We start from the raw sequence: 24,898 nt of genomic DNA, 5'->3' as shown, positions 1-24,898 counted from the left end.
TTCGTTATGCAAACCCTCTGGCAACAAAACTACGACCCGGCCGGGAACATCTGGCTCTCCGCGCTCGTAGCCCTCATTCCCATCGTCTTCTTCTTTCTGGCCCTGACCAAGCTGCGGCTCAAGGGCTACCAGGCGGGCACCGTGACGGTGCTGCTGGCCCTGGGCGTGGCGCTGCTGTTCTACAAAATGCCCGTGAGCGCCGCGCTGGCCTCGGCCGTGTATGGCTTCTTCTATGGCCTGTGGCCCATCGCCTGGATCATTGTGGCGGCCGTGTTTCTGTACAAGCTGTCGGTCAAGACCGGGCAGTTTGATGTGATCCGCAGCTCCATCCTGTCCGTCACGCACGACCAGCGCCTGCAGCTCATCCTGGTGGGTTTCTGCTTTGGTGCGTTTTTGGAAGGCGCGGCTGGCTTTGGCGCCCCCGTGGCCATCACCGCTGCGCTGCTGGTGGGCCTGGGCTTCAAGCCGCTGTATGCCGCCGGTTTGTGCCTGATCGCCAACACCGCCCCCGTGGCCTTTGGCGCGATGGGCATTCCGGTCATCGTGGCGGGGCAGGTGTCGGGCATTGACCCCTTCCTCATCGGCCAGATGGCCGGGCGCCAGTTGCCCTTCATGACCATCCTGGTGCTGTTCTGGATCATGGCGATCATGGACGGCTGGCGCGGCGTGAAGGAGACCTGGCCTGCCGTGCTGGTGGGTGGCGGCTCGTTCGCCGTGGTGCAGTTCCTCACCGCCAACTACATCGGCCCCGAGCTGCCCGACATCACCTCCGCCATCGTCTCGCTGATTGCCCTGACGGCCTTCCTCAAGGTGTGGCAGCCCAAGCGCATCTTCCGTTTTGATACGGCAGAAAGCACGACCAGCCAGACCACCGGCACGAAAGCACCCGCTACAGCCAAGCCCCAAGCCGGTGCCACAGCGCCCCTTACCGCAGGCGCCATCCTCAAGGCCTGGTCGCCCTTCATCATCCTGACCGCGATGGTCACGCTGTGGAGCCTCAAGCCCTTCAAAGCACTGTTTGCTGCCGGTGGCCCGCTGGCTTCCACCATCATCAACATCCCCGTGCCCATGCTCGACAAGCTGGTCGCCAAGATGCCCCCGGTGGTCGCGCAGGCCACACCTTACGGCGCGGTGTACACCTTCAACTGGCTGGCCGCCACTGGCACGGCCATCCTGATTGCCGCCATCCTGACCATCGCCTTTGCCCGCTTCTCGCCCGCCAAGGCCGTGGCCACGCTGGGCGAGACGGTGCGCGAGCTGGTCATCCCCATCTACTCCATCGGCATGGTGCTGGCCTTTGCCTTCGTGGCCAACTACTCGGGCCTGTCGGCCACGCTGGCCCTGGCGCTGGCCCACACGGGCCAGGCGTTTGTGTTCTTCTCGCCCTTCCTGGGCTGGATTGGTGTGTTCCTCACGGGCTCGGACACCTCGGCCAACGCTTTGTTTGGCGCACTGCAGGCCACCACGGCCAACCAGCTGGGCCTGTCGCCCGTGCTCACCGTGGCGGCCAATACCACGGGCGGCGTCACCGGCAAGATGATTTCGCCTCAGTCCATCGCCATCGCCTGCGCGGCCGTGGGCCTGGCGGGCAAGGAATCGGACCTGTTCCGCTTCACCGTCAAGCACAGCCTGGTGTTCGCCGCCATCATCGGCATCATCTGCACGCTGCAGGCGTATGTGTTTACGTGGATGATTCCGGGTCATTGAAACCCTGAATCCGAGAGCCCCCATGCGCCTGGCCGATCACGTTGTCGAAAAACTGCTTGCCCTCGTGCAAGACCGCGGACTGCAGCCCGGACAAAAGCTGCCCGCAGAACGGCAACTGGCGGAGGAGCTGGGGGTGTCGCGCACCTCGGTGCGCGAAGCCATCCAGAAGCTCACCAGCCAGGGCGTGCTCTCGGCCCGGCGCGGCGACGGCACCTATGTGCAGCAGATCCACAAGCCCGCAGAGTGGCTGCAAGAAGCCATGGTGCCTTTGGCGGGCCTGATCGAATCAGACCCGCACTACCGCTACGACGTGCTGGAGACCCGCCACGCGCTCGAAACCAGCACCGCCTGGCTGGCCGCACAGCGCGCCACGGCGCAAGACAAAGCCCACATCCAGCGCTGCTTTGAAGTGATGCTGCAGCACCAGCAAAGCGGCCACGCCGAGCTGGCTGCGCGCGCCGATGCGCAGTTCCACCTGGCCATTGCCGAAGCCTCGCACAACCTGGTGCTGGTGCAGGTGATGCAGAGCCTGTTCACCGTGGTGCTCTCCACCGTGGAGCGCAACCGCCACGACATGTTCCGCCTGAGCGCGCCCGTCACGCTGCAAGCCCTCACGGCGCAGCACCAGGCGCTGATGCAGGCGATTCTGGACGGCGACCCGCAGCGCGCACGCGAATGCATTGGCGAGCACCTGGAGCATGTGCGCACCACCATCCAGCGCATGGACGAAGACCGCGCACGGCGCGAACGTTCCATGCGCCTGCCCCTGGATCTAGCCCCCCAAGACCTGAAACAGCCACCATCATGATCATCTCTTCCAGCGCCGACTACCGCGCAGCAGCGCAACAGTTTCTCCCCCCCTTCCTGTTCCACTACATCGACGGCGGCGCCTATGCCGAGCAAACGCTGCGCCGCAACGTGGACGACTTCGCCGCCGTGGCGCTGCGCCAGCGCGTGCTCAAGGACATGAGCCAGCTCGACACCAGCATCGAGCTGTTCGGCGAAAAGCTCAGCATCCCCGTGGCCCTGTCGCCCGTGGGCCTGACCGGCATGTACCGCCGCCGCGGCGAGGTGCAGGCCGCCCGCGCGGCTGACCGCCACGGCATTCCGTTCACCATGTCCAGCGTGTCGGTCTGCCCCATTGAAGAAGTGGCGCCCAAAATCAAACGCCCCATGTGGTTCCAGCTCTACGTGCTGAAAGACCGGGGCTTCATGCAGAACGCGCTGGAGCGCGCCCAGGCCGCAGGCTGCTCCACCCTGGTGTTCACGGTGGACATGCCCGTGCCCGGCGCCCGCTACCGCGACGCGCATTCGGGCATGAGCGGCCCCAACGCCCCGCTGCGCCGCTACTGGCAGGCCGTGACGCACCCGCGCTGGGCGGTGGACGTGGGCCTGCTGGGCCGCCCGCACGACCTGGGCAACATCTCCGCCTACCGGGGCAGCCCCACAGGCCTGGCGGACTACATGGGCTACCTGGGGGCCAACTTCGATCCGTCCATTTCGTGGAAAGACCTGGAGTGGATTCGCGCCTTCTGGAAGGGACCGATGGTCATCAAGGGCATCCTGGACCCTGAAGACGCCAAGGACGCCGTGCGCTTTGGCGCGGACGGCATCATCGTCTCCAACCACGGTGGCCGCCAGCTCGACGGCGTGCTGTCTTCCGCCCGCGCTCTGCCCGCCATTGCGGACGCAGTGAAGGGCCAGATCAAGATAATGGCCGACTCGGGCATCCGCAACGGGCTGGACGTGGTGCGCGCCCTGGCCCTGGGTGCCGACTGCGCCATGATCGGCCGCGCCTACATCTACGCGCTGGCCGCTGCGGGCGAGGCGGGCGTCAAGCACCTGCTGGAGCTGCTGGAAAAAGAGATGCGCGTCGCCATGACCCTGACCAGCGTGGCCAAGGTGGCCGACATCTCCGCTGATTTGCTTGCGCGCGAAGCATGAGCGTGGTCCCGCAAATCAGCCGCGAGGCTTTGCTGGCGCAATTGCGTGACGCCGTGGGTGCTGCCCATGTGCTGACCGACGACCAGGCCACGCGGCGCTTTCGCAAAGGCCACCGCACAGGCGAAGGCCCGGTGCTGGCCGTGGTGCGCCCCGGCACGCTGCTGGAGCAGTGGAAGGTGCTGCAGGCCGCTGTGGCGGCGGGCCGCATCGTCATCATGCAGGCGGCCAACACGGGCCTGACGGGTGGCTCCACCCCCGACGGTGCCAACTACGACCGCGAGATCGTGCTGGTGAACACGCTGCGCATCACCGGTGTGCAGGTGATTGCCGGGGGCGATCAGGTGGTGTGCCTGCCCGGTGCCACCCTGGACAAGCTGGAGCAGACGCTGGCCCCGCTGGGGCGCGAGCCGCACTCGGTCATCGGCTCGTCGTGCATCGGCGCGTCGGTGCTAGGCGGCATCTGCAACAACTCGGGCGGCGCGCTGGTGCGCCGCGGCCCGGCGTACACCGAACTGGCCCTGTATGCCCGCGTGAAGGACGACGGCACACTGGAGCTGGTGAACCACCTGGGCATCGCCCTGGGCAACACGCCCGAAGAAATCCTGACCCGCCTGCAGAACGGCGACTACGCCGAGGCTGACGTTGAGCGCGACACAGGCCGCGCGGCCTCTGATGCCCGCTACGCCCAGGACGTGCGTGCCGTGGATGCCGACACCCCCGCCCGCTTCAATGCCGACCCATCGCGCCTGTTCGAGGCCTCGGGTTCCGCAGGCAAGGTGTGCCTGTTTGCCGTGCGGCTGGACACCTTCCCCAAGGAACCCAGCACCGTGTTCTACATCGGCAGCAACACGCCCGATGACCTCACCGCGGTGCGCCGCCACCTGCTCACCGCCCTGCCCCGCCCACCCATTGCCGGTGAATACATCCACCGCACGGCGTTTGACATTGGCGAGAAGTACGGCAAGGACACCTTCCTGCTCATCAACCACTTTGGCACGGCCCGCGTGCCTGCGGCCTTTGCACTCAAGAGCCGGTTCGATGGGTTCTTTGAACGCCTGGGGATGCGCGGCTTTGTGGACCACGCCATCCAGGCGGTGACCCGTCTGCTGCCCAGCCACCTGCCTCGGCGCGTGCGCCAGTGGCGCGACCTGTACGAGCACCACCTGCTGGTGCGCGTATCGAACGACCAGGTGGAAGCCACGCGCGCTTTTCTGGCCGAACACTTTGCGCCTGCGCACACGGCGGGCGGCTGGTTCGAGTGCGATGCCGACGAAGGCCGCAAGGCCTTCCTGCACCGCTTTGCCATCGCAGGCGCAGCCATCCGCTACCGCGAGGTGCACCGCCGCGAGGTCGAAGACATCGTGGCGCTGGACATTGCCCTGCGCCGCAACGACCGCGAATGGGTGGAGCAACTGCCGCAGGACGTGGAGCGCGATGTGGTGCACAAGCTGTACTACGGCCACTTCTTCTGCCATGTGTTCCACCAGGACTACATCGTGAAGAAAGGCGTGGACCCGCTGGCCATGGAGCACCGTATGTGGGAGCTGCTGGACGCGCGCCGTGCTGAATACCCCGCCGAGCACAACGTGGGCCACCTCTACGTGGCCAAGCCTGCGCTGGCGGGCTTCTACCAATCGCTGGACCCAACCAACACCTTCAATCCCGGCATCGGCCACACGCCGCGCGGGCGCAACTGGCAGGAGTGCAACCACGCCATCGGCGGCTGGCCCAAGGGGTACTCCGAAAACGCCTGAGCGCGCGCAGCCCGGCTATGGTCCATCGGCCGCAGCCGGGTCAGCGGGCGGCGCCGGGTGCTTGATGGCGTTCTTCACCAGCTTGCGCTCCACCGCGTCGCGCAAGTCCACGCCGGTGTGGTCGGCCAGCTGCAGCAGGTAGAGCAGCACATCGGCCATCTCTTCACCCACACGCTCTTTCTGCGCGGGGTCGGCGGTGAGCTGTTGCGATTCCTCGGGCGTGAGCCACTGGAACAGCTCCTGCAACTCGGCCGCCTCCACCATCAGCGCCATGGCCAGGTTCTTGGGCGTGTGGTACGGCTGCCATTGCCGGGCAGCGGCAAAGGCGCGCAGGCGCTGCTGCAGGTCGGCCAGGTCCAGCGTCATGCGCCGCTCCTGCGCTGACCCACACACCACCCAGCGCAAACGCTACTGATTTCATAGCTGCTTGCGCTTATTGATAAAGCGCTAGAGGCCACTTTGATGCTCATAGCGGCGTCACGGGCGCTTCGCCCGCCAGGTGGCGGCGGGCGTTTTCCATGAAGCGGTCCACCGAGTTCTGCACCGCCTCGGGCGACCAGCCCGCCACATGGGGTGTGAGCACCACGTTGTCCAGGTCCAGCAGCTCGGCGGGGGGGGCGGGCTCGCTCTCGTACACATCCAGCCCCGCTGCGGAAATGCGGCCTTCGCGCAGCGCGGCAGCCAGGGCGGCGGTGTCGATCACGCTGCCGCGTGCGATGTTGACCACCACACCACGTGGGCCCAGCGCGTTCAGCACGGCAGCGTTGACCAGATGCCGGGTAGCAGCGCCGCCGGGCGTAGCGATGACGAGAAAGTCTGCCCACTCGGCCAGCGCCGCCACATCGGCAAAGTAGCGGTAAGGCACATCGGTGCGAGCGCTGCGGTTGTGGTAGCCCACCTCCATCTCGAAGCCCAGCGCGCGCTGCGCAATCTTCTTGCCGATGGTGCCCAGGCCGATTAGCCCCAAGCGCTTGTGCGACACGTTGGGCGGCAGCGGCAGCGCCGTGCGCCACACCCCGGCCCGCGTGGCCTTGTCCAGCGGCAGGATGCGGCGCTGCGCCGCAATCAGCAGGCCCCAGGTGTGGTCGGCCACGCAGTCGTCATTGGTGCCCGCACCGGTAGCCACCACGATGCCACGCGCCTTGGCGTGGTCTACCGCCACGTTTTCATAACCCGCGCCCAGCACGCAGATCAGCGTGAGCGCGGGCAGCGCGTCGATCTGCGCGGGCGACAGGCCGATGGCGCCGATGGTGAGCGCTACCCGCACGCGCGGGCCGTGTTCAGCAATCGCGGCCGCAGCCTGCGCTGCATCGGGCGCGTAGACCACTTCAAACACCTCGGCCATCTGGGCGCGGTGTTCTTCCGAGAGAAAAGTGAGGGCAAGCAGGACAGGCTTCATGGGTTCAAGGTTCCAAATACAAGGGGATCAGGCGGCGCCATCGCTTTGTTGCAAGGCCCACATGCTGGCGTAGCGGCCATTGAGGGCGAGCAGTTGCGCGTGCGTGCCGCGCTCGACGATGCGGCCCGCGTCCATCACCAGAATCTCGTGCGCGTCCACCACGGTGGAGAGGCGGTGCGCAATCAGCAGCGTGGTCTTGTTTTGCGCGGCGCTCTGCAGCTCGGCCTGGATGGCGCGCTCGTTGGCAGAGTCCAGCGCGCTGGTGGCCTCGTCGAAGATAAGGATGGGCGGGTTCTTGAGCAGCGTGCGGGCAATGGCCACGCGTTGCTTTTCACCGCCCGAGAGCTTGAGCCCGCGTTCGCCCACCATGGTGTCGTAGCCCTTGGGCGTGGCGGCGATGAAGTCGTGAATGCGCGCGGCGCGCGCGGCGGCCTCCACCTCTTGCTGCGTGGCACCCGTGCGGCCGTAGGCAATGTTGTAGGCCACGGTGTCGTTGAAGAGCACGGTGTCCTGCGGCACGATACCAATCGCCTGGCGCACGCTGGCCTGCGTCACGCTGCGAATCTCCTGCCCGGCGATGGTGATGCGGCCTTGCTGGATGTCGTAGAAGCGGAACAGCAGCCGCGCCAGCGTGGATTTTCCCGAGCCCGAGGGCCCGACCACCGCCACCGTCTTGCCCGCAGGGATTTCAAAGCTCACGCCTTGCAGAATGGGCCGCGCAGGGTCGTAGGCAAAGTGCACATCTTCAAACCGCACGGTGGGCTGCGCCAGGCCCTGCAGCGGCTGCGCGCCGGGCGCATCGGCCACCTCGCGCTCCTTGTCCATCAGGACGAACATCTTGTCCAGGTCCGTCAGGCTCTGCTTGATCTCGCGGTAGATCACGCCCAGGAAGTTGAGCGGGATGTAGAGCTGGATCATGAACGCGTTGATCATGACCAGATCGCCCAGCGTCAGGCGCCCATCGACCACGCCCTGCGTGGCGCGCCACAGCATGGCCACCAGCCCCACGGCAATGATGAGCTGCTGGCCCGCGTTGAGCATGGACAGCGTGGTCTGGCTCTTGAGCCGCGCGCGGCGCAGGCGCTCCAGGCTTTCGTCGTAGCGGCGGGCCTCGAAGCCTTCGTTGTTGAAGTACTTCACCGTCTCGTAGTTCAGCAGCGAATCCACCGCCTTGGTGTGCGCGGCCGAGTCGAACTCGTTGGCTTCGCGGCGGAACTTGGTACGCCACTCGGTCACCAGCACGGTGTAGACGATGTACAGCACCAGCGCCGTGAGCGTGATCCAGGCAAACCAGGCGTCAAACTTCACGGCCAGCACGCTGAGCACCAGCACCACCTCAATGAGCGTGGCAAACACATTGAACAGCGAGAAAGAGATCAGCGACTCGATGCCGCGCACGCCGCGCTCGATGTCGCGCGTCATGCCACCCGTTTGCCGCTCCAGGTGAAAGCGCAGGCTCAGCGCGTGCAGGTGCTCAAAGGTCTGCAGCGCAATCGAGCGCGCCGCCCCTTGCGTGGCCTTGGCAAAGACCAGCTCGCGCAACTCGTTGAACACGGAAGTGGACAGGCGCAGCGCGCCGTAGGCCACCAGCAGGCCCACGGGCACGACCAGCATGGCGGCCGGATCGCCCGGCTTGAAGCTCATGGCATCGACCAGGGTCTTGAGCAGCAGGGGCACGCCCACGTTGGCCAGCTTGGCAGCCACCATGAAGGCGATGGCAGCCACCACGCGCCACTTGTACTGCCACAGATAGGGCAACAGGCGCTGCAGGGTCAGCCAGTCGGTGCGGGATCGCTGCTCGGATGGAGGGGACGATGGGGAATGTGGAGGGCCGGATTCACCGCGTTGGCGCATGGGGGACAATCCTGATTGTTGTTATCTAGTGATTGTGCCCATGTCTGCCTCTTTCAGCCCGCCACCCGCCGCATTGCCCTCCGAGCACGAACTGGTGCTCAAAGTCATTCCCATGCCTGGCGACTGCAACGCCAACGGCGATATTTTTGGCGGCTGGGTGATGGCCCAGGTGGACCTGGCCGGATCGGTCCTGCCCGCGCGCTACGTGCAGGGCCGCATGGCCACGGTGGCCGTCAATGAGTTCATTTTCAAGCAGCCGGTGCGCGTGGGCGACATCCTGTCGTTCTTCTCGCACATCACGCGCGTGGGTAACACCTCGGTCACCGTGCAGGTCGAGGTGTATGCCGAGCGCTTTTCAGACCAGGGCCGCTATGTGAAGGTGACCGAGGCCACGCTGACCTATGTGGCCATAGACGCCAATGGGCGCCCGCGCCCGCTGCCCAAGCCGCAGGCGCCTGCCCAGGGCTGAGCCCCGGGCGGTTTTCTGAGCCCTCAGGCCGCCATGGCAGCGGGCTCTGCGCGCACCACCGCAGGCGCAGCCGATGCGCGCGCGCCAGCGCCAATACCGGCTTCGATCTCGCCCGCCAGCTGCCCGCCCTCTTCCACCACCAGCTTGCCGTAGCGGATCTTGCCGTTGACCTTGCCCGTGCTGTAGATCACCAGCTTCTGGCGCACGGTGAGCGTGCCGTTGAATTCGCCATGGATCTCGGCAATGTCGATCTCTGCCGAGCCCTTGAACGCGCCGTTTTCCGAGATATGGATCACGCGCGAATCCATGGTGGCTTCTACCGTGCCTTCCACTACCAGCGTGTCGCAGTCGGTGATCTCCACGCCCTTGAGCTTGATGTTGGGGCCCACCGTGAGCTTGCTGCCCGAGCTGTCGCCCACCGAAGAGGCCTGTGGCTTCTGCCCCGTGAGGCCGCCCGCTGGTGCGGCCACCGCGGGGGCGGAGCCCGAGGCGAGCGTGTTCAAACCGTTGGCAGGGGGAGTGTGGCGCTGGAAGGGTTCGGGTTCGCGTTTGCCAAAGAAGGGGTTTTGCACGGCCATCAGATCTCCTTGAAAAGGATGCATCCTAGGTTTTCATGCCTGCAAAAGTTGCCATCTTTCGCAAAAGCAGTAACCAAACGGTTCGTTCGTAGCATGCGCTTGCAAGGCTTGCAGGACCACACGCCCACCGCCTGCGGCGCAGCACAACTTACGAAACGATATAGGCCGCCGCCCCGGCCGACATGAGCTGCCCATCGGGGCCGAAGAATTCCATGCGCGTGGTGGCCACGCGCGAGCCCAGGCGCAGCACCTCGGCCCGCAGCTCAAAGTGGCTGCCAATGCCAGGGCGCAGGTAATCGATGCGCAGGTCGATGGTGCCCAGCTTGGCAAAGCGGTGCAGGCGCTGCTCGGGCGGCTCGCCCATGTGCTTGGCGCCAATGGCAGCCATCACGGCCAGGCCGCCCATGGCGTCCAGCCCGGCACTGATCACGCCCCCGTGAATGCGGTTGTAGGCATAGTGGCCCACCAGCTCCGGCCGCATGTCGATGCGCGCCACCACCTGCTGCGGGGCAATGCTGGTGACCTTGAGCCCCAGCAGCTGGTTGAAGACGATCTTCTCTTCAAAGATGGTGGTGAGCCCGGCGAGGAACTCGGGTTCGAACACGATGGCGGCAGCGGAAGCAGACGAAACGGACATAAAAACCCTTGAGGCTGCGGCGGGCCACCCGCCATCATTACTATGCTTTTGATAGCTGCCAGCGCTTGTCAATAAAGCGCCGGAAGCCAATTTCGCTTAAATCACTGACCTCAGCAACAAACTTCAGACCTTGCTGAAATCAGGATGTCTTTTGGCGAAACACTGCCGCACAGCTTCGCCGTGCGCGCTGGCTGCGCCAGCACCAGACTTCAGACTTTGCTGAAGTCTGGATGTCTCTTTTGATGGAAACACATCCTGCGACTGCGTCGCTGGTGCCTGCGGCACCTGATTTCAGACTTTGCTGAAATCAGGATGTCTTTTCTCCATAAACGCGCCAAATGCTTCGCGGGCGGCGGGCTCGCGCAGCATGCGGCCAAAGCTGGCGCCTTCTTCGGCCATCACGGCGGCGATCTGGGGCAGCTGGTGCTTCTTCATCAGGCGCTTGGTCTCGATCAGCGAAGACAGGGGCTTGGCTGCCAGCTTCTTGGCCTGGGCTTGCGCCACGCCGTTGCATTCGGTGGGCGGCAGCACGCGGTTGACCAGGCCCACTTCGAGGGCAGCTTCGGCAAAGAAGGGCTCGCCCAGCAGCAGTGCTTCGGCGGCGCGGTGGTAGCCCAGCATTTGCGGCACCAGCAGGCTGGACGCAGCCTCGGGGCACAGGCCCAGGTTGACGAAAGGCATGGAGAACGCTGCGTTATCGCCCGCGTACACCAGATCGCAGTGGAACAGCATGGTGGTGCCAATGCCCACCGCCGGGCCGCACACCGAGGCGATCACGGGCTTGGGGAAGGCGGCCAGGCGGTGCAGAAAGCGGAACACGGGCGAATCCTGCGTGGCAGGGGGCTGCTGCAGAAAGTCGCCAATGTCGTTGCCCGCGCTGAAGATGGCCACATCGCCCTGGAACACCACCACGCGCACGCTGGCGTCCTGCTCAGCAGCGGCCAGGGCGTCGGCCATGGCGGCATACATCGTGGTGGTGATGGAGTTTTTCTTGTCCACCCGGTTGAAGGTGATGGTGGTCACGCCGGCTTCGGTGTGAACGAGGATGTCTTTGGTGGTTTCGGTCATGGTCAAAGAGGTGAATGAGGAACGTAGCGGCGCACGGTGGTGCGCTCACTCCTTGTAGTAAACGATCTGGTGGCTGGTGGCCAGCATGGTGCCGGCTTCGTTCCACAACTGCACGGTCTGGTCGAAAAACCCGTTGCGGAACTCCTGCCCGCGCGCCTGGCCCAGCAGGTAGCCGGTGCCGGTCTGCGCCAGTTGCTCGGCGCTGGCATGGAAGTACACGGTGATGGACACGGTGCCTGCGGGCACGCGGTGCGCACGGCGCAACCACACACGGGGGAAGAACAGGTCAGCCAGTGCAGACAGCGCGCAAAAGTCCAGCGGCCGGGCGGGTGCGTCGCGCATCCACAACTGGGTCAGGCTGTGGTCGCCACTGCCATCCCAGGCGCGCGGCAATGCACCGGTGATGGGGCGCATTTCATAGCGGTTCAGCCACTCCATGGCTTCGGGCCCGTGTTCGATGGCCGGGTGGGCCGTGGGGCCGGGCACGGCGGGCATGGGCACATCGCCAGCGCTCCAGGTGTCGCGGCGCACGGCGGTCACGGCCGTGGCCGTGGTGGTCACCACGGGCGCGCCTTCGGCATCGGCCTGCAGGATGGTCAAAGTCCAGTGCTGGGTGGACCGGTTGGTGCGCACGGGCGTGGCCTGCACGGTAAAGGCCCCCGCCGTGAGCGCCCCCGCGTAATTGACGGTGAGCGACAAGGGGTCGCCCAGCCGGTCAGGGTGCTGCATCACGGCCTGCAGCAGCGTGGCCGCAGTCACGCCGCCGAAGGGCCCCACCATGTTCCAGTAGCCGGGGTGGGTCTGGCCCGTGAACTGCCCGGGCGCGGAAGACGTCAGCGCAAGCGCCTCGTCCAAGGGATGGATGGATGAAGTCATGCCGCTAGTGTGCCGCGAAACCAAACGCCAGGGCGTCGTCACGGAGACTGCAGCCGCCCCACACCATCACACACCGATTGGCCGGTTGAGCCATGCTTGTCTCCTCGTAGCAAAACCGGTCTGCGCCGGTTTGAATGGAAAACATGAACAGGCAGTGCACTTTCCCCCTGCCTTCACACCCCGCACTCAAAGGCGTAGCGAGCGGCCTTCAGGCGAGGCGGACGGAGCGCAGCAACCGGAACGTACTTGCGGTACGTGAGGATTGCGAGCACCGCCCAACGACGCATGAAAGCCGCGCAGTAGCCAGTCAACTCAAAGAGCTTCGATGATGCCGGCGGCGCCTTGTCCTGTTCCTACACACATCGTGACCATGCCGTACTTCAGCTTGTGGCGGCGCAGCGCATGCACCACCGTCGCAGCACGGATCGCACCGGTCGCCCCCAGCGGATGCCCCAGCGCAATGGCGCCGCCCATCGGGTTCACATTCGCAGGATTCAGCCCCAGCGTATTGATCACGGCGAGCGATTGCGCCGCAAACGCTTCGTTCAACTCATACCAGCCAATGTCATCACTCTTGAGCCCCGCATAACGCAAGGCTGCCGGAATGGCTTCGATAGGCCCAATGCCCATGATCTCGGGCGGCACGCCGCGCGCGGCGTAGCTCACAAATCGCGCCAGGGGCGTCAGGCCAAACTGCTTCACGGCCTTTTCGCTGGCCACGATGAGGGCACCCGCGCCATCGCTGGTCTGCGAGCTGTTGCCTGCCGTGACGCTGCCGCGTGCGGCAAACACGGGCTTGAGCTTGGCCAGGCCTTCGAGCGATGTGTCGGGGCGCGGGCCTTCGTCCAGGCTCACGGTGCGGCGCTTTTCCATCACTTCGCCGGTGGCGAGGTTGGGCGAGCGTTCCACGATTTCGATGGGCGTGATTTCGTCGGTGAACTCACCGGCCTTTTGCGCCTTGATGGCGCGCAGGTGGGATTCAAGAGCAAACGCATCCTGCATTTCGCGGCTCACCTTCCACTGCTGGGCGACCTTTTCTGCCGTCAGGCCCATGCCGTAGGCGATGCCCACGTTCTCGTCCTTCGCAAAAATCTCGGCGTTGAACGAGGGCTTGTTGCCGCCCATGGGCACCAGGCTCATGGACTCGGCGCCACCGGCGATCAGCACGTCAGCCTCGCCCACGCGGATGCGGTCGGCCGCCATCTGCAGCGCGGTGATGCCCGATGCGCAGAAACGGTTCACTGTCACGCCGCCCACAGGGTGGTCAAACGCCAGGCCCATCGCAATGCGGGCCATGTTCATGCCTTGCTCGCCTTCGGGGAAGGAGCAGCCGATGATGGCGTCTTCAATCGCCTTGGGGTCCAGCGTGGGCACCTGCAGCATGGCGCTCTTGACGGCGGCGACCAGCAGATCGTCAGGCCGGGTGTTCTTGAAATAGCCGCGGCCCGAGCGCCCGATGGGCGTGCGCGTGGCGGCGACGATGTAGGCGTCCTGAACTTGTTTTTGAGCCATGGTGAAACTCCTTCAATTCTTGAGGGGGCGGCTGGAAGGAACCCAGGCCCACGTAAATACACATTCGACCGGCTCCACACCGGCTTCGTCGGTCACCGTGACCGCTACCTGCACTTCGCCCTTGTCGCTGGCCTGCATGGCGGCGCGCTGCTCGGCGGTGAGCGTGGCCACGGCCTTGAGGCCACCCGTGGCGCGCCTCTTGAACGCCATGGAGAGCTCCTTGGCCAGCGGCAGGCAGTCATCGCGCACGTTCATGCCCACCACCATGCCCGTAGCCGTTTCAGCCAGCAGGTTCATGGCCGAGGCGTGCACGCCACCGATGTGGTTCTGCACGCGATGCTCGTTGGCCAGATCCACCTCGACCCGCTCAGGCGTGAGCGAAACGAACTTCACCCCGGCCGTGCCGGTGAAGGGCACGGCCCGGCGCAAGATGATGTTCTGCACAAAGCCCCGCATGAAGGCGGGTGCTTCGTCCAGGCGCATCAGCGAGCGCTGGAGTTTGTTAGGGGCTTGCAACGCGCTCATGCCAGATACCCATCGCACTGCACACAGCTCACATTGCCGAACACTGGCGCGGCCCAGCCCAGTGCACCCGTGGAGCTGGCTTTGCCAGGCCACAGGGTGCGTCCCCCTCCCGCAGGAGAGGGGGAAGGCGCGAAGCGACTCAGGGGGTGCATCATCAATTCCGGACAGGCTTGCCGGTGGACAGCATGCCCAGGATGCGCTCGTGCGTCTTGGGCTGTGCGATCAGGTGGCAGAACACCTTGCGCTCCAGCGTGAGCAGGTATTCCTCGCTCACCATCGAACCCGCATCCACATCGCCGCCACAGACCACCTCGGCGATCATCGCGCCGATCTTGAAGTCATAGGCGCTGATGAAGCCGCCGTCGCGCATGTTCACCAGCTGCGCCTTGATGGTGGCCAGGCCGCTGCGGCCCGCCACGGGGAACAGGCGCTTGTGCGGTGCACGCCAGCCACTGGCAGCCATGGACTTGGCTTCGTTGATGGCCACGAACAGCAGCTCGTCCTTGTGCGGAACGATGACGTCGCTGTCCAGCAGGTAGCCCAGCTTGCGCGATTCGAGCGCACTGGTGCCCACCTTGGCCATGGCAGCGGCGGTGAAGCCTTCGGTCAGGAAGGGCAGGATGTCCTTGCTCGTCGAGGCCGCCATGTTCTCGGCCGCGCGGCGGGCGATGTAGGTCAGGCCGCCGGCGCCGGGCACCAGGCCCACGCCCACTTCGACCAGGCCGATGTAGCTTTCCATGTGCGCCACGCGCTTGGCCGAATACACGGCCAGCTCGCAGCCGCCGCCCAGCGCCATGCCGTGGATGGCAGCCACCACGGGAACCTGCGCGTAGCGGATGCGCATCATCAGGTTCTGCAGCTCCTGCTCGATGCTTTCCACCGCGTCGGGGCCGCCCACGGCAAAGGCGGGCATGGTGGCTTCCAGGTCGGCGCCCACGCTGAACGGCGCATCGCCCGACCAGATGACCATGCCGTCGTATTCGCGCTCGGCCAGCTCCAGGGCTTCAGCCAGCCCTTCCATCACCTCGGGGCTGATGGCGTGCATCTTGTTCTTGATGCTGGCAATCAGAACCTTGCTATCAAGCGTCCAGGTGCGCAGGGCTTTCGATTCGGCAATGGTGGTGCCAGCGGTGCGCCAGTCGGGCAGGCTGGTTTCGCCCAGCAGCGCCTCGGGGAAGATCTGGCGTTCGTACACGGGCAGCTGGCGGCGGGGCACAAACTGGCCGCGCGATGCGCTCCACGAACCTTGCGCGGTGTGCACGCCACCGGCGTCGGCCACAGGGCCCTTGAACACCCACTCGGGCAGCGGTGCCTTGCACAGCGCTTTGCCCGCGTCGATGTCTTCCTGGATCATCTTCGCCACTTCGAGCCAGCCGGCTTCTTGCCACAGCTCGAAGGGGCCCTGCTTCATGCCAAAGCCCCAGCGCATGGCCTGGTCCACGTCGCGGGCGTTGTCGGCAATAGTGGCCAGGTGCACGGCAGCGTAATGGAAGCTGTTGCGCAAAATGGCCCAGAGGAACTGGCCGGGCGCGCCTTCGGCGTTGCGCAGCAGGCGCAGGCGTTCAGCGGCGGGCTTCTTGAGCATGCGAGCGTACACCTCGTCGGCCTTCTGGCCGGCGGGCACGTACTCTTCGCTTTCCAGCTCGAAGCGCATCACGTCGCGGCCGACCTTCTTGAAGAAACCGGCCTTGGTCTTCTGGCCCAGGTGGCCCAGCTCCAGCAGCTTTTTCAGCACGGCGGGCGTGCCAAAGCTTTCGTAGAAGGGATCGGTCTCCAGGCTCAGGTTGTCCTGCAGCGTCTTGATGACGTGGGCCATGGTGTCCAGGCCCACCACGTCGGCGGTGCGGAAGGTGCCGCTCGATGCTCGGCCCAGCTTCTTGCCCGTGAGGTCGTCCACCACGTCGTAGGTCAGGCCAAAGTTCTCCACCTCTTTCATCGTGGACAGCATGCCGGCAATGCCCACGCGGTTGGCCACGAAGTTAGGCGTGTCGTGCGCGCGCACCACGCCCTTGCCCAAGCCGCTGGTGACGAAGGCTTCGAGCTGGTCGAGCACTTCGGGCTGCGTGGTGGGGGTGTTGATCAGCTCCACCAGCGTCATATAGCGCGGGGGGTTGAAGAAGTGGATGCCGCAAAAGCGAGGCTTGATGCTCTCGGGCAGCACTTCAGACAGTTTGGTGATCGACAGGCCCGAGGTGTTGGACGCCAGGATGGCGTGCTTGGCCACGTGGGGAGCGATCTTGGTGTACAGGTCGAGCTTCCAGTCCATGCGCTCGGCAATGGCCTCGATCACGAGGTCGCATTCCTTGAGCAGGTGCATGTGCTCTTCGTAATTGGCCTGCTGGATCAGCGCTGCATCATCAGCCACACCCAGGGGCGAAGGCTTGAGCTTTTTCAGGCCTTCGACGGCCTTGGTGACGATGCCGTTCTTCGGGCCTTCCTTCGCAGGCAGGTCGAACAGCACCACGGGCACCTTCACGTTGACGAGGTGGGCGGCAATCTGCGCGCCCATCACGCCTGCGCCGAGCACGGCGACTTTTTTCACTTGGAATCGGGACATGGGTTGGGTTCCTTGTTGGGGCGCGGCGTCACCCCGCTGGGGTGCGCGCGGCCACGGGAATGGGGGTTACTGGATGCGGATCCAGGTCTGCGTGCGGCCGAAGGGGCCGATGGAGCCACGCACTTCCAGCTTCTTGCCGCCCTCGATGGGCGTGAGGCGCAGCGTGTAGTTGCGGCCATTCTCGGGGTCGAGAATCTTGCCGCCTTCCCACACGTCCTTGCCGTCGGCCTTCTTGGCGCCACGGATGATTTCCAGGCCCAGCACCGGCTTGTCCTTGCGGTCATCGGTGCATTCCTTGCACACATCGTCCGGCTTGGCGTCCTTGGACAGGCGCTTTTCCAGCACCCCCAGCAACCCACCCGCACCTGTGTCACGGATGCGGATTTCGGCCTTGGCTTCGCCCGTCTTGTCGTCCACGTTGCGCCACAGGCCCTCAGGGGTCATCTGGGCCCAGGCCGGAGCCCCAATTGCTACCAAAATAATAGCTGCTACCGCTTTATACATAAGCGCTCCAGGGCAAAAATGCTTGAAATTCACCGTGCATGCAGGGCGTCGGATCAGGCCAGGGCCAGGTCCGTGTCCATCAGCACCTTGCTGCCGGCACGGGCGGTGCGCATCAGCGTGGCGGTTTCAGGGAACAGCTTGGCAAAGTAGAAGCGTGCGGTTTGCAGCTTGGCACCGTAGAAGGGGTCGGTGTTGCCAGCGGCAATTTCGCGCAGGGCGACCTGGGCCATGCGGGCAAACAGGTAGCCGAACACCAGGTGGCCGGCCACGCGCAGGTAGTCCACAGCGGCAGCGCCCACTTCATCGGGGTTTTGCATGCCCTTGAAGCCGATTTCGGTGGTGAACTTGGTCATCTGGTCGCCCAGCATCGCGATCGGGTTGATGAACTCGGCCATCTTCTCGTTCACGCCCTCTTCTTCCACCAGCTTGCCAATCAGCTTGCCCAGCTTTTTCAGCGTGGCGCCGTTGTTGCCCAGGATCTTGCGGCCCAGCAGGTCCAGCGACTGCACGGTGTTCGTGCCTTCGTAGATCATGTTGATGCGGTTGTCGCGCACGTACTGCTCCATGCCCCATTCCTTGATGAAGCCGTGGCCACCAAAGACCTGCATGCAGTGGTTGGTAGCGATGTGCCCGTTGTCGGTGATGAAGGCCTTGACGATGGGGGTCAGCAGGGCCACGAGCTCTTCAGACTCGGCACGCACCTTTTCATCGGGGTGGCTGTGCACCTTGTCCAGCAGCAGCGTGCAGTAAATCTGCAGCGCGCGGGCGCCTTCGGCGTAGGCCTTGGCGGTGAGCAACATCTTGCGCACATCGGGGTGCACGATGATGGGGTCGGCTTCCTTGTCCTTGGCCTTGGTGCCGCTCAATGAGCGCATCTGGATGCGGTCCTTGGCGTAGGCCAGCGCGTTCTGGAAAGCCACTTCGGTCAGGCCCAGCGACTGGTTGCCCACGCCCAGGCGGGCGGCGTTCATCATCACGAACATGGCTGCCAGGCCCTTGTTGGGCTGGCCCACCAGGGTGCCGATGGCGCCGTCGATGGCGATCTGTGCCGTGGCGTTGCCGTGGATGCCCATCTTGTGCTCCAGGCCCGTGCAGTAAATGGGGTTGCGCTCGCCCAGGCTGCCATCAGCATTCACCTTGAACTTGGGCACCACAAACAGGCTGATGCCCTTGCTGCCCTTGGGCGCATCGGGCAAACGTGCCAGCACCAGGTGCACGATGTTGGAAGCCATGCTGTGCTCGCCAGCGCTGATGAAAATCTTGTTGCCGGTGAGCTTGTAGGTGCCATCAGCCTGGGGTTCGGCCTTGGTGCGCAGCAGGCCCAGGTCGGTACCGCAGTGGGGTTCGGTCAGGCACATGGTGCCAGTCCACTCGCCGCTGGTCAGCTTGGGCAGGTACAGCTTCTTTTGCTCATCGGTGCCATGCGCGTGCAGGGCTTCGTAGGCGCCGTGGCTCAGGCCGGGGTACATGGTCCAGGCCTGGTTGGCCGAGTTCATCATCTCGTACAGGCACTGGTTCAGCACAAAGGGCAGGCCCTGGCCGCCATAGGCGGGGTCGCAGCTCAGCGCCGCCCAGCCGCCTTCGACGTACTTGTCATAGGCTTCCTTGAAGCCCGTGGGGGTCTTGACCTCGTGGGTGGCCTTGTCCAGCACGCAGCCTTCGGTATCCCCGCTGATGTTCAACGGGAAGATCACCTCAGAGGCGAACTTGCCCGCCTCTTCGATGACGGCGTTGATGGTGTCCACATCCACCTCGGCATGCTGGGGCATGGCCTTGAATTCATCGGTGACCTTGAAGACTTCATGCATCACGAATTGCATGTCGCGCAGGGGCGGCGTGTAGGTAGGCATCGGTTTACTCCTTGGAGGGGGTGGTCGTTGAAACGGAAACTTTGCGCCGCGCAGCGGCAGGTCGGTGTGCCGCCGGGGCGGCTTTGGCGGACGGTGCCGCCCGCGCTGCTGCACCTTCGGTGCGGTAGCGCGCAAGAATGTTTTGAAAACCCATCACGGCACGCTCGATCGAGCCTGGGTTTTGCAGGAAACGGGCTTCGTAGTGCAGCGCCAGGATGAGGCCGTGGATCTCGAACAGCATCTGCTCTTCGTTGGTGTCCGCACGCAGTTCGCCGCAGTCCTTGCACTGCTCAATGGCGCGGCGCATGGCGGCGTGCCAGGTCATGACCGAGCTGGCCAGCGCATCGCGCACGGGGCCGGTGCGGTCGTCAAATTCCACAGCGCCGCTGATGTAGATGCAGCCCGAGTCGATCTCGATGGACGTGCGCTTCATCCAGTTGTCGAACATCGCGCTCAAACGCGCAATGCCGCGGGGCGACGACATGGCGGGGTAGAAAACTTCTTGCTCGAAGCGCGTGTGGTATTCGCGGATGACGGAAATCTGCAGCTCTTCACGCGAGCCAAAGTGGGCGAATACGCCCGATTTGCTCATGCCGGTGATGTCTGCCAGCGCGCCAATCGACAACCCCTCCAGCCCAATGTGCGTGGCCAGGCCCAGGGCGGCTTCAACGATGGCCGCCTTGGTCTGCGGGCCCTTTTGCATGGCCCGGCCAGTGGTGGCACGGGTGCGGGGGGCGCGTGGAGCGGAAGAATCAGATTTGGCGGGCATGCGTGCAAATAAAACGAACGTTCGTTCTATTTTGCAGCATTTTTGATCTTCGGGGAAAGCCCCCTCGAAAAAAAGAGGTAACACCCAAAGCCTGTTGTTCTGCAGCCACCTGCGTGACACCGGCGGACGAACAGGGCCGCGCGCTGGGGCGCGTGTCAACCGAGTGGCCAGTTTATGCCGCCCACCCGCCCGGTGCAGCAGGGAAAACGCCAGCACTCACCCACCCGCCCAGGTCTCGTCCAACAAAAAAGCCCCACACCGGTGGGTGTGGGGCTTGGAAGGAGAGGCAGACGGGGCGCTGCGCCCTATCTAACGCAAGCCCATCAATGCAGCATCAGCGCCAGGCTGGCGTCGAGGTGCTCGGTAGGGTTGCGGCGAAAGCCCGAGCGCGCAAACCGTTGCAGGCGCCCCAACGCAAACGAGGTGAGCACGCTGGCCTGTACCTGGGCGTGCACGGTGGGCGTTTCTGAACCGCTGGCGCGCAGGCATTGGCGCAGGGTGGACTCGATGCGGTCAAAGAACTGGTTCATGCGCTGCTGCAGGCGTTCATGCTCAAACACCAGCGCATCGCCCACCATCACCCGCACCATGCCGGGGTTGCGTTCACCAAACTGCAGCAGCAGCGCGATGATGCGGCTGGCCTGCCGCTGGCCGACTTCGGCCGGCTGGTCGGGGGCAGGCACGTCACGCCCGGTGATTTGCTGCACGAGCGTGAACACGGATTGCTCGATGAAGTCGATGAGCCCCTCGAACATCTGCGCCTTGCTGGCGAAGTGGCGGTACAGCGCCGCCTCGCTCACCGACAGGCGCGCAGCCAGTGCGGCTGTGGTGATGCGCTCGGCACCGGGTTGCTCCAGCATGGCCGCCAGCGCTTGCAGGATCTGCACGCGCCGCTCGCCCGGCTTGGGCCGCTTGCGGGCCGCTGGCGCGTCTTCAGCGTCAACGGAGTCGGCAGATTCAATCAGAGACGAGGTATCAGACATGCGCAAACAACAAAGAGAAAGACCCACAGGCCAAGTAGACGGAACCCCGGACTGGTGGAGTGCGACCGGTAGCACGGTAGGCTGGAAGAACACCCGGGCGCCTTCAAGCGCGCGGCAGGGCGTAAATCCTGTGTGCAAATGATTCTCGCACACCCGTTCGCCGTCGGTTTGCAAATGGTTTGCAAACGCAGCCCTTGACGGCGAGACTGCGCGCAGCCCCCACAGCCAGACGGTACACCACAGCCGCACTCCGGCTGGATCACGATGACTAGGGGAAAAGCACCGTCACGCGCAGGCCTCGGCCTTGCGCTCCCGTGTCCAGCGTGAGCGTTGCACGGTGCACCCGGCTGATTTCGTCGGCAATGGCCAAGCCCAAACCCGTGCCCTCGCCCACCGCGCCGGGCACGCGGTAAAACCGCTGCATGACGCGGGAGCGCTCACTCTCGGGCACACCGGGGCCGTCGTCTTCCACTTCCAGGTACACCCGCAATGCCCCCGAAGGCGCCAGACGCTGCCCGCAGCGCATGGTGACCACCCCACCTGCCGGGGTGTATTTAATGGCGTTGTCCACCAGGTTGGACATCAACTCCCGAAGCAGCCAGCCATGACCAGTGACGTGCACCGGCTGCACTTCCAGCCCCAGATCCAGGCCCTTGCCAGTGGCCGCGTCGAGGAAGTTCTCCAGCAGCGTCTCGCACAGGTCTTTCAGATCCACGCGCTGCAGCGGCTGCGCGTCCATGCTGCGCTCATCGGCCCGCGACAAGGCCAGCAGCTGGTGCGCCAGCTGCGAAGTGCGACGGGTGGCATTGCGCAGCTTCTCGATCTGCTCAACTCCTAAAACAATAGCACCTTGCGCTTTAGGGGTGGGCGCTAGAGGCTGTTTTCTCTCTAAATTAGCAGAATCACCCTGCACCGCCCCAGCCGCCTTGGCCATCATGGCCCAGGCTTCCACCTGTGCCTGCAGGCCTGCCAGCGGCGTTCGCAACTGGTGGGCTGCGTCGGCCACAAACCGGCGCTGCCCCTCCGCCTGCGCGTTGACCAGGGCAAACAAGCGGTTGAGCGAATGCACCAGCGGACGCACCTCGGTGGGCGAGGCGCTTTCGTCGATGGGACTGAGATCGCGCGGAGAACGATGCTCCACCGCCTCGGCCAGATCCACCAAAGGCTTGAAAGCCCGGCCCACGGCCCAGTGGATGGCCAGCGCGGCAGCAGCCACCAGCACCAGGTTGGGCAGCAGCACCCGCAAGAGCAGCTGCTGAGCCCATTGCTGGCGGGGGTCTGAGCCATCGGCAATCGCCATCACCAGCTCCCCAGCCCCGGTGCGCCCGCGCTGCACCGCCACCCGGTACGTCACGCCGCCATATTCCAGGCTGTGGAATTCAGGCTGCGCGGTGGTAGGCACCACGCCATCCACCCACTCATCCCCCAGCAGCAACTGGCCATCGGCGTCACGCACGCTGTAACCCGCGAACCCGGCGTTCTGGCGCAAAAAATCTTCCACCGGCGGGGCCAACAGCAACAGGGGCGCGCCATGTTCATGGATGGAAGGTGCCACCACCGAGTCGGCCAGCGCCGGGAGCAGGCGCAGCAGCCGCTGGTCATGCCGGCTCGCTGCGTCGTCGGCCGAGCGGTAGTCCATCCACACGTCCGCCAGGGCCAGCACGCACAGCGGCAGCACCAGCAGCAACAGCAGGCGGTTGCGCAAGTCAGAGGTCATACCGGTCAAACCAAGGAGAGGTGCGGGGCTTGGCCTGTGGGCATACATATGGCGACGTCCACTCAAGGAACGCAGCGGCCGTGAAGCGCTGCGCCACCATGCCGACACGAACAGGCTTCACGGTGTGCTGGCATGGGCAGTCCTCCTCGGCTTCAGGCCTGCTGCGCCAGTTCCAGCCGGTAGCCAAAGCCCCGGATGGAGCGCAGTGCCACGCCGTGCGGCTCCAGCTTGCCGCGCAGGCGCGAGACATACACCTCCACCGCGTTGGGCGTGATTTCCTTGTCCCAGCCCGTCAAGGCCTGCAAGAGCTTGTCTTTGCTGGCGGGCTTGGGGGCGTGGATGAGCAAGTACTCCAGCACCGTCCATTCGCGCGGCCCGAGCTCAATGACGTGCTCCACCCCGTCCACGCGGGCGCAGGCACGGCGGCCTGCGGTGTCCAGCTCCAGCGGTCCAAAGCTGAGCACCGCCGTGGTGGAGGCCTGTGAGCGCCGCAGCAGCGCACGCAGGCGTGCGAGCAGTTCGGGCAGCTCGAAGGGCTTGACCATGTAGTCGTCGGCCCCCAGGTCCAGCCCCTGCACCCGGTCATGCAGGGCATCGCGCGCGGTCAGGATAAGCACCGGCATGCTTCGGCTGGGCATGTCGGGGCGGCGCAGGCGCCGGGTCAGCTCCAGCCCATCCATGCCCGGCAGGCCAATGTCGATGATGGCGGCATCGAACGATTCGTTGCGCAGCACATCCTCAGCCCGCTCGCCGCTGCCCACCCAGTCCACGGCATAGCCCGCATCGGTGAGCCCCAGCTTGATGCCGCTGGCCACCATCACATCGTCTTCGACCAGAAGCAGGCGCATGGTGCGTGCGCGCTCAGTGCGACCGGATCATGGTGCCGTAGGCCTGCTCGGTCAGAATTTCGAGCAGCATGGCGTGCGGCACACGGCCGTCAATGATGTGCACGGCGTTCACACCGGCCTTCGCGGCGTCCAGCGCGCCCGCAATCTTGGGCAACATGCCGCCCGAGATGGTGCCGTCGGCAAACAGCTCGTCAATGCGGCGGGCTGTCAGGTCAGTCAGCAGGTTGCCGGCCTTGTCGAGCACGCCGGGCGTGTTTGTCAGCAGCATGAGCTTTTCGGCCTTGAGCACTTCGGCCAGCTTGCTGGCCACCACGTCGGCGTTGATGTTGTAGCTCTCGTTGTTTTCGCCAAAGCCAATGGGGCTGATGACGGGGATGAAGGCGTCGTCTTGCAGCGCCTTCACCACGCTGGGGTCGATGGAGACAATATCGCCCACCTGGCCCACATCGTGTTCAATGTTGGGGTCCTTGCTGTCCACCATCTTGAGCTTGCGCGCGCGGATCATGCCGCCGTCACGCCCGGTCAGGCCCACGGCCTTGCCGCCTGCCTGGTTGATCAGGCCCACGATGTCTTGCTGCACTTCACCGGCCAGCACCCATTCCACCACTTCCATGGTTTCGGCGTCCGTCACGCGCATGCCCTGGATGAAATGGCCCTTCTTGCCCAGGCGATTCAGCGCAGTTTCGATCTGCGGGCCGCCGCCGTGCACCACCACCGGATTCATGCCCACCAGCTTGAGCAGCACCACGTCTTCGGCAAAGTCGGCCTGCAGGGCGGGGTCGGTCATGGCGTTGCCGCCGTACTTGATGACCATGGTCTTGCCATGGAACTTGCGAATGTAGGGCAGCGCCTGGGCCAGAATTTCAGCCTTGTCGCGGGGGGCAATCGAAAGAAGGTCGGTCATGGAGGCGTGCCATCCGGTGAAAACAATGAGGCGCAAATTGTGCCGCATTCACGCCCGCCCGGAAGGCTGGCGCGCGCAAGCCCATCCACCCAGGGGCTGATCTGCCCAGCGCCCCAAAAATCGTCAGCAAATCTATGTGGCGGCAGGGGCTTCGTCCGAGAACCTCACGTCCGCCCCAACAGGTAGGCCAGCGCTACCAGCGCGATCACCAACGCCAGCCACCCCAGCAGCAGCCAGCGCCACAGCGCGGGGGCATGGCGCATCTCCAAAAACACCTGGATGACTACGACGCCCTTGACCACGGTCAAAACACCCAGACCTGCCAGGAACCAGCCTCCTGCTTGCGACACGAGGCCCATCTCCCCCAGAACATAGGTGATGGCGGTGGCGGCCAACAGTAGCACCCAGGCAGCATTCAACCAGCGGGTTTCGTGCACGGCTTT

23 protein-coding genes and 1 other RNA gene are annotated in these 24,898 nt (G+C 64.9%); 5 read left to right on the top strand and 19 right to left on the bottom strand.

Translation table 11 applies throughout. The annotated features are described in order from the left end of the window. Positions 1–6 precede the first annotated feature (6 nt). Genes lldP through dld form a run of 4 tightly spaced genes read left to right on the top strand, consistent with a single transcriptional unit; the run spans position 7 to position 5,405 of the window. The gene (lldP, locus tag AADJ04_RS00230; RefSeq protein WP_341238350.1) at positions 7–1,707 is read left to right on the top strand and encodes an L-lactate permease; all 1,701 of its coding nucleotides are present in this window, start codon (positions 7–9) and stop codon (positions 1,705–1,707) included. Positions 1,708–1,729: 22 nt separating this feature from the next. Then, on the top strand, positions 1,730–2,515 hold the full coding sequence (gene lldR, locus AADJ04_RS00225) for a transcriptional regulator LldR (RefSeq protein WP_341238349.1): 786 nt from the start codon (positions 1,730–1,732) through the stop codon (positions 2,513–2,515). Beyond that, complete coding sequence (gene lldD, locus AADJ04_RS00220; protein WP_341238348.1) at positions 2,512–3,651, top strand: FMN-dependent L-lactate dehydrogenase LldD; 1,140 nt, start codon at positions 2,512–2,514, stop codon at positions 3,649–3,651. The genes lldR and lldD overlap by 4 nt, the downstream gene beginning before the upstream one ends. Then, positions 3,648–5,405 (top strand): D-lactate dehydrogenase, encoded by a 1,758-nt coding sequence (gene dld, locus AADJ04_RS00215; protein ID WP_341238347.1) that lies wholly within the window; start codon positions 3,648–3,650, stop codon positions 5,403–5,405. Before lldD ends, dld begins: the two co-directional genes overlap by 4 nt. 15 nt (positions 5,406–5,420) lie before the next feature. Here the strand turns inward: dld and AADJ04_RS00210 are convergent, their stop codons facing one another. From AADJ04_RS00210 to AADJ04_RS00200, 3 genes are all read right to left on the bottom strand, one after another. Beyond that, positions 5,421–5,765 carry a nucleotide pyrophosphohydrolase gene (locus AADJ04_RS00210; RefSeq protein ID WP_341238385.1) on the bottom strand — a complete coding sequence of 115 codons (345 nt, stop codon included), beginning with the start codon at positions 5,763–5,765 and terminating at the stop codon, positions 5,421–5,423. Between the two features lie 106 nt (positions 5,766–5,871). Beyond that, the gene (locus AADJ04_RS00205) at positions 5,872–6,804 is read right to left on the bottom strand and encodes a 2-hydroxyacid dehydrogenase (protein ID WP_341238346.1); all 933 of its coding nucleotides are present in this window, start codon (positions 6,802–6,804) and stop codon (positions 5,872–5,874) included. 27 nt (positions 6,805–6,831) lie between these two features. Further along, on the bottom strand, positions 6,832–8,658 hold the full coding sequence (locus AADJ04_RS00200; protein ID WP_341238345.1) for an ABC transporter ATP-binding protein/permease: 1,827 nt from the start codon (positions 8,656–8,658) through the stop codon (positions 6,832–6,834). Positions 8,659–8,698: 40 nt separating this feature from the next. Between AADJ04_RS00200 and AADJ04_RS00195 the strand changes: the two genes are divergently transcribed. After that, the gene (locus tag AADJ04_RS00195; protein ID WP_044395885.1) at positions 8,699–9,127 is read left to right on the top strand and encodes an acyl-CoA thioesterase; all 429 of its coding nucleotides are present in this window, start codon (positions 8,699–8,701) and stop codon (positions 9,125–9,127) included. A gap of 23 nt (positions 9,128–9,150) precedes the next feature. Here AADJ04_RS00195 and AADJ04_RS00190 read toward each other — a convergent pair whose 3' ends face one another. The 16 genes from AADJ04_RS00190 to AADJ04_RS00115 form a co-directional block, all read right to left on the bottom strand. Beyond that, the gene (locus AADJ04_RS00190) at positions 9,151–9,705 is read right to left on the bottom strand and encodes a polymer-forming cytoskeletal protein (RefSeq protein WP_288484211.1); all 555 of its coding nucleotides are present in this window, start codon (positions 9,703–9,705) and stop codon (positions 9,151–9,153) included. Positions 9,706–9,853: 148 nt separating this feature from the next. Next, positions 9,854–10,342, bottom strand: a complete 489-nt coding sequence (locus tag AADJ04_RS00185; protein WP_341238344.1) for a thioesterase family protein — start codon at positions 10,340–10,342, stop codon at positions 9,854–9,856. Positions 10,343–10,633: 291 nt separating this feature from the next. Then, positions 10,634–11,410 (bottom strand): enoyl-CoA hydratase, encoded by a 777-nt coding sequence (locus AADJ04_RS00180; RefSeq protein WP_066697239.1) that lies wholly within the window; start codon positions 11,408–11,410, stop codon positions 10,634–10,636. Positions 11,411–11,455: 45 nt separating this feature from the next. Further along, positions 11,456–12,286: a thioesterase family protein gene (locus AADJ04_RS00175; protein ID WP_198845600.1), complete on the bottom strand. Its 831-nt coding sequence runs from the start codon at positions 12,284–12,286 to the stop codon at positions 11,456–11,458. Between the two features lie 183 nt (positions 12,287–12,469). Beyond that, positions 12,470–12,543: non-coding RNA, sX9 sRNA (locus tag AADJ04_RS00170), on the bottom strand. Between the two features lie 55 nt (positions 12,544–12,598). Continuing rightward, positions 12,599–13,798 (bottom strand): acetyl-CoA C-acyltransferase, encoded by a 1,200-nt coding sequence (locus tag AADJ04_RS00165; RefSeq protein WP_288484205.1) that lies wholly within the window; start codon positions 13,796–13,798, stop codon positions 12,599–12,601. A gap of 12 nt (positions 13,799–13,810) precedes the next feature. After that, complete coding sequence (locus tag AADJ04_RS00160; RefSeq protein ID WP_288484202.1) at positions 13,811–14,323, bottom strand: DUF4442 domain-containing protein; 513 nt, start codon at positions 14,321–14,323, stop codon at positions 13,811–13,813. A 154-nt stretch (positions 14,324–14,477) separates the two neighbouring features. After that, the gene (locus AADJ04_RS00155) at positions 14,478–16,880 is read right to left on the bottom strand and encodes a 3-hydroxyacyl-CoA dehydrogenase NAD-binding domain-containing protein (RefSeq protein ID WP_341238343.1); all 2,403 of its coding nucleotides are present in this window, start codon (positions 16,878–16,880) and stop codon (positions 14,478–14,480) included. Between the two features lie 66 nt (positions 16,881–16,946). After that, positions 16,947–17,384: a DUF2147 domain-containing protein gene (locus AADJ04_RS00150; protein WP_066692984.1), complete on the bottom strand. Its 438-nt coding sequence runs from the start codon at positions 17,382–17,384 to the stop codon at positions 16,947–16,949. A 53-nt stretch (positions 17,385–17,437) separates the two neighbouring features. Further along, the gene (locus tag AADJ04_RS00145; RefSeq protein WP_044395765.1) at positions 17,438–19,234 is read right to left on the bottom strand and encodes an acyl-CoA dehydrogenase C-terminal domain-containing protein; all 1,797 of its coding nucleotides are present in this window, start codon (positions 19,232–19,234) and stop codon (positions 17,438–17,440) included. A gap of 4 nt (positions 19,235–19,238) precedes the next feature. Then, positions 19,239–20,003: a TetR/AcrR family transcriptional regulator gene (locus AADJ04_RS00140; RefSeq protein ID WP_198845596.1), complete on the bottom strand. Its 765-nt coding sequence runs from the start codon at positions 20,001–20,003 to the stop codon at positions 19,239–19,241. Positions 20,004–20,326: 323 nt separating this feature from the next. Continuing rightward, on the bottom strand, positions 20,327–20,986 hold the full coding sequence (slmA, locus tag AADJ04_RS00135; RefSeq protein ID WP_341238342.1) for a nucleoid occlusion factor SlmA: 660 nt from the start codon (positions 20,984–20,986) through the stop codon (positions 20,327–20,329). A gap of 268 nt (positions 20,987–21,254) precedes the next feature. Then, a complete protein-coding gene (locus tag AADJ04_RS00130) occupies positions 21,255–22,703 on the bottom strand; it encodes a sensor histidine kinase N-terminal domain-containing protein (RefSeq protein ID WP_341238341.1) in 1,449 nt (482 codons plus the stop codon). 152 nt (positions 22,704–22,855) lie between these two features. Then, positions 22,856–23,551, bottom strand: a complete 696-nt coding sequence (locus tag AADJ04_RS00125) for a response regulator transcription factor (protein WP_066690180.1) — start codon at positions 23,549–23,551, stop codon at positions 22,856–22,858. Between the two features lie 13 nt (positions 23,552–23,564). Then, the gene (argB, locus tag AADJ04_RS00120) at positions 23,565–24,455 is read right to left on the bottom strand and encodes an acetylglutamate kinase (RefSeq protein ID WP_341238340.1); all 891 of its coding nucleotides are present in this window, start codon (positions 24,453–24,455) and stop codon (positions 23,565–23,567) included. A 164-nt stretch (positions 24,456–24,619) separates the two neighbouring features. Beyond that, positions 24,620–24,892 (bottom strand): cytochrome C oxidase subunit IV family protein, encoded by a 273-nt coding sequence (locus tag AADJ04_RS00115; protein WP_240485268.1) that lies wholly within the window; start codon positions 24,890–24,892, stop codon positions 24,620–24,622. Positions 24,893–24,898 lie beyond the last annotated feature (6 nt).

Source organism: uncultured Acidovorax sp., from assembly GCF_964021665.1.
In the GTDB taxonomy this organism is placed as follows: domain Bacteria; phylum Pseudomonadota; class Gammaproteobacteria; order Burkholderiales; family Burkholderiaceae_C; genus Acidovorax; species Acidovorax temperans.
The sequence above is the reverse complement of the archived record's forward strand: the minus strand, read 5'-3'. Positions and strand labels throughout refer to the sequence as shown.

Excerpts from the sequence above, each read along its gene's own strand:
- dld (WP_341238347.1), top strand. The coding sequence starts at position 3,648 with ATGAGCGTGGTCCCGCAAATCAGCCGCGAGGCTTTGCTGGCGCAATTG.
- AADJ04_RS00150 (WP_066692984.1), bottom strand. The coding sequence starts at position 17,384 with ATGTATAAAGCGGTAGCAGCTATTATTTTGGTAGCAATTGGGGCTCCG.
- AADJ04_RS00180 (WP_066697239.1), bottom strand. The coding sequence starts at position 11,410 with ATGACCGAAACCACCAAAGACATCCTCGTTCACACCGAAGCCGGCGTG.
- lldR (WP_341238349.1), top strand. The coding sequence starts at position 1,730 with ATGCGCCTGGCCGATCACGTTGTCGAAAAACTGCTTGCCCTCGTGCAA.
- AADJ04_RS00125 (WP_066690180.1), bottom strand. The coding sequence starts at position 23,551 with ATGCGCCTGCTTCTGGTCGAAGACGATGTGATGGTGGCCAGCGGCATC.
- AADJ04_RS00195 (WP_044395885.1), top strand. The coding sequence starts at position 8,699 with ATGTCTGCCTCTTTCAGCCCGCCACCCGCCGCATTGCCCTCCGAGCAC.
- AADJ04_RS00205 (WP_341238346.1), bottom strand. The coding sequence starts at position 6,804 with ATGAAGCCTGTCCTGCTTGCCCTCACTTTTCTCTCGGAAGAACACCGC.
- lldP (WP_341238350.1), top strand. The coding sequence starts at position 7 with ATGCAAACCCTCTGGCAACAAAACTACGACCCGGCCGGGAACATCTGG.
- AADJ04_RS00175 (WP_198845600.1), bottom strand. The coding sequence starts at position 12,286 with ATGACTTCATCCATCCATCCCTTGGACGAGGCGCTTGCGCTGACGTCT.
- AADJ04_RS00160 (WP_288484202.1), bottom strand. The coding sequence starts at position 14,323 with ATGAGCGCGTTGCAAGCCCCTAACAAACTCCAGCGCTCGCTGATGCGC.
- lldD (WP_341238348.1), top strand. The coding sequence starts at position 2,512 with ATGATCATCTCTTCCAGCGCCGACTACCGCGCAGCAGCGCAACAGTTT.
- AADJ04_RS00165 (WP_288484205.1), bottom strand. The coding sequence starts at position 13,798 with ATGGCTCAAAAACAAGTTCAGGACGCCTACATCGTCGCCGCCACGCGC.
- slmA (WP_341238342.1), bottom strand. The coding sequence starts at position 20,986 with ATGTCTGATACCTCGTCTCTGATTGAATCTGCCGACTCCGTTGACGCT.
- AADJ04_RS00145 (WP_044395765.1), bottom strand. The coding sequence starts at position 19,234 with ATGCCTACCTACACGCCGCCCCTGCGCGACATGCAATTCGTGATGCAT.
- AADJ04_RS00140 (WP_198845596.1), bottom strand. The coding sequence starts at position 20,003 with ATGCCCGCCAAATCTGATTCTTCCGCTCCACGCGCCCCCCGCACCCGT.
- argB (WP_341238340.1), bottom strand. The coding sequence starts at position 24,455 with ATGACCGACCTTCTTTCGATTGCCCCCCGCGACAAGGCTGAAATTCTG.
- AADJ04_RS00155 (WP_341238343.1), bottom strand. The coding sequence starts at position 16,880 with ATGTCCCGATTCCAAGTGAAAAAAGTCGCCGTGCTCGGCGCAGGCGTG.
- AADJ04_RS00190 (WP_288484211.1), bottom strand. The coding sequence starts at position 9,705 with ATGGCCGTGCAAAACCCCTTCTTTGGCAAACGCGAACCCGAACCCTTC.
- AADJ04_RS00130 (WP_341238341.1), bottom strand. The coding sequence starts at position 22,703 with ATGACCTCTGACTTGCGCAACCGCCTGCTGTTGCTGCTGGTGCTGCCG.
- AADJ04_RS00185 (WP_341238344.1), bottom strand. The coding sequence starts at position 10,342 with ATGTCCGTTTCGTCTGCTTCCGCTGCCGCCATCGTGTTCGAACCCGAG.
- AADJ04_RS00200 (WP_341238345.1), bottom strand. The coding sequence starts at position 8,658 with ATGCGCCAACGCGGTGAATCCGGCCCTCCACATTCCCCATCGTCCCCT.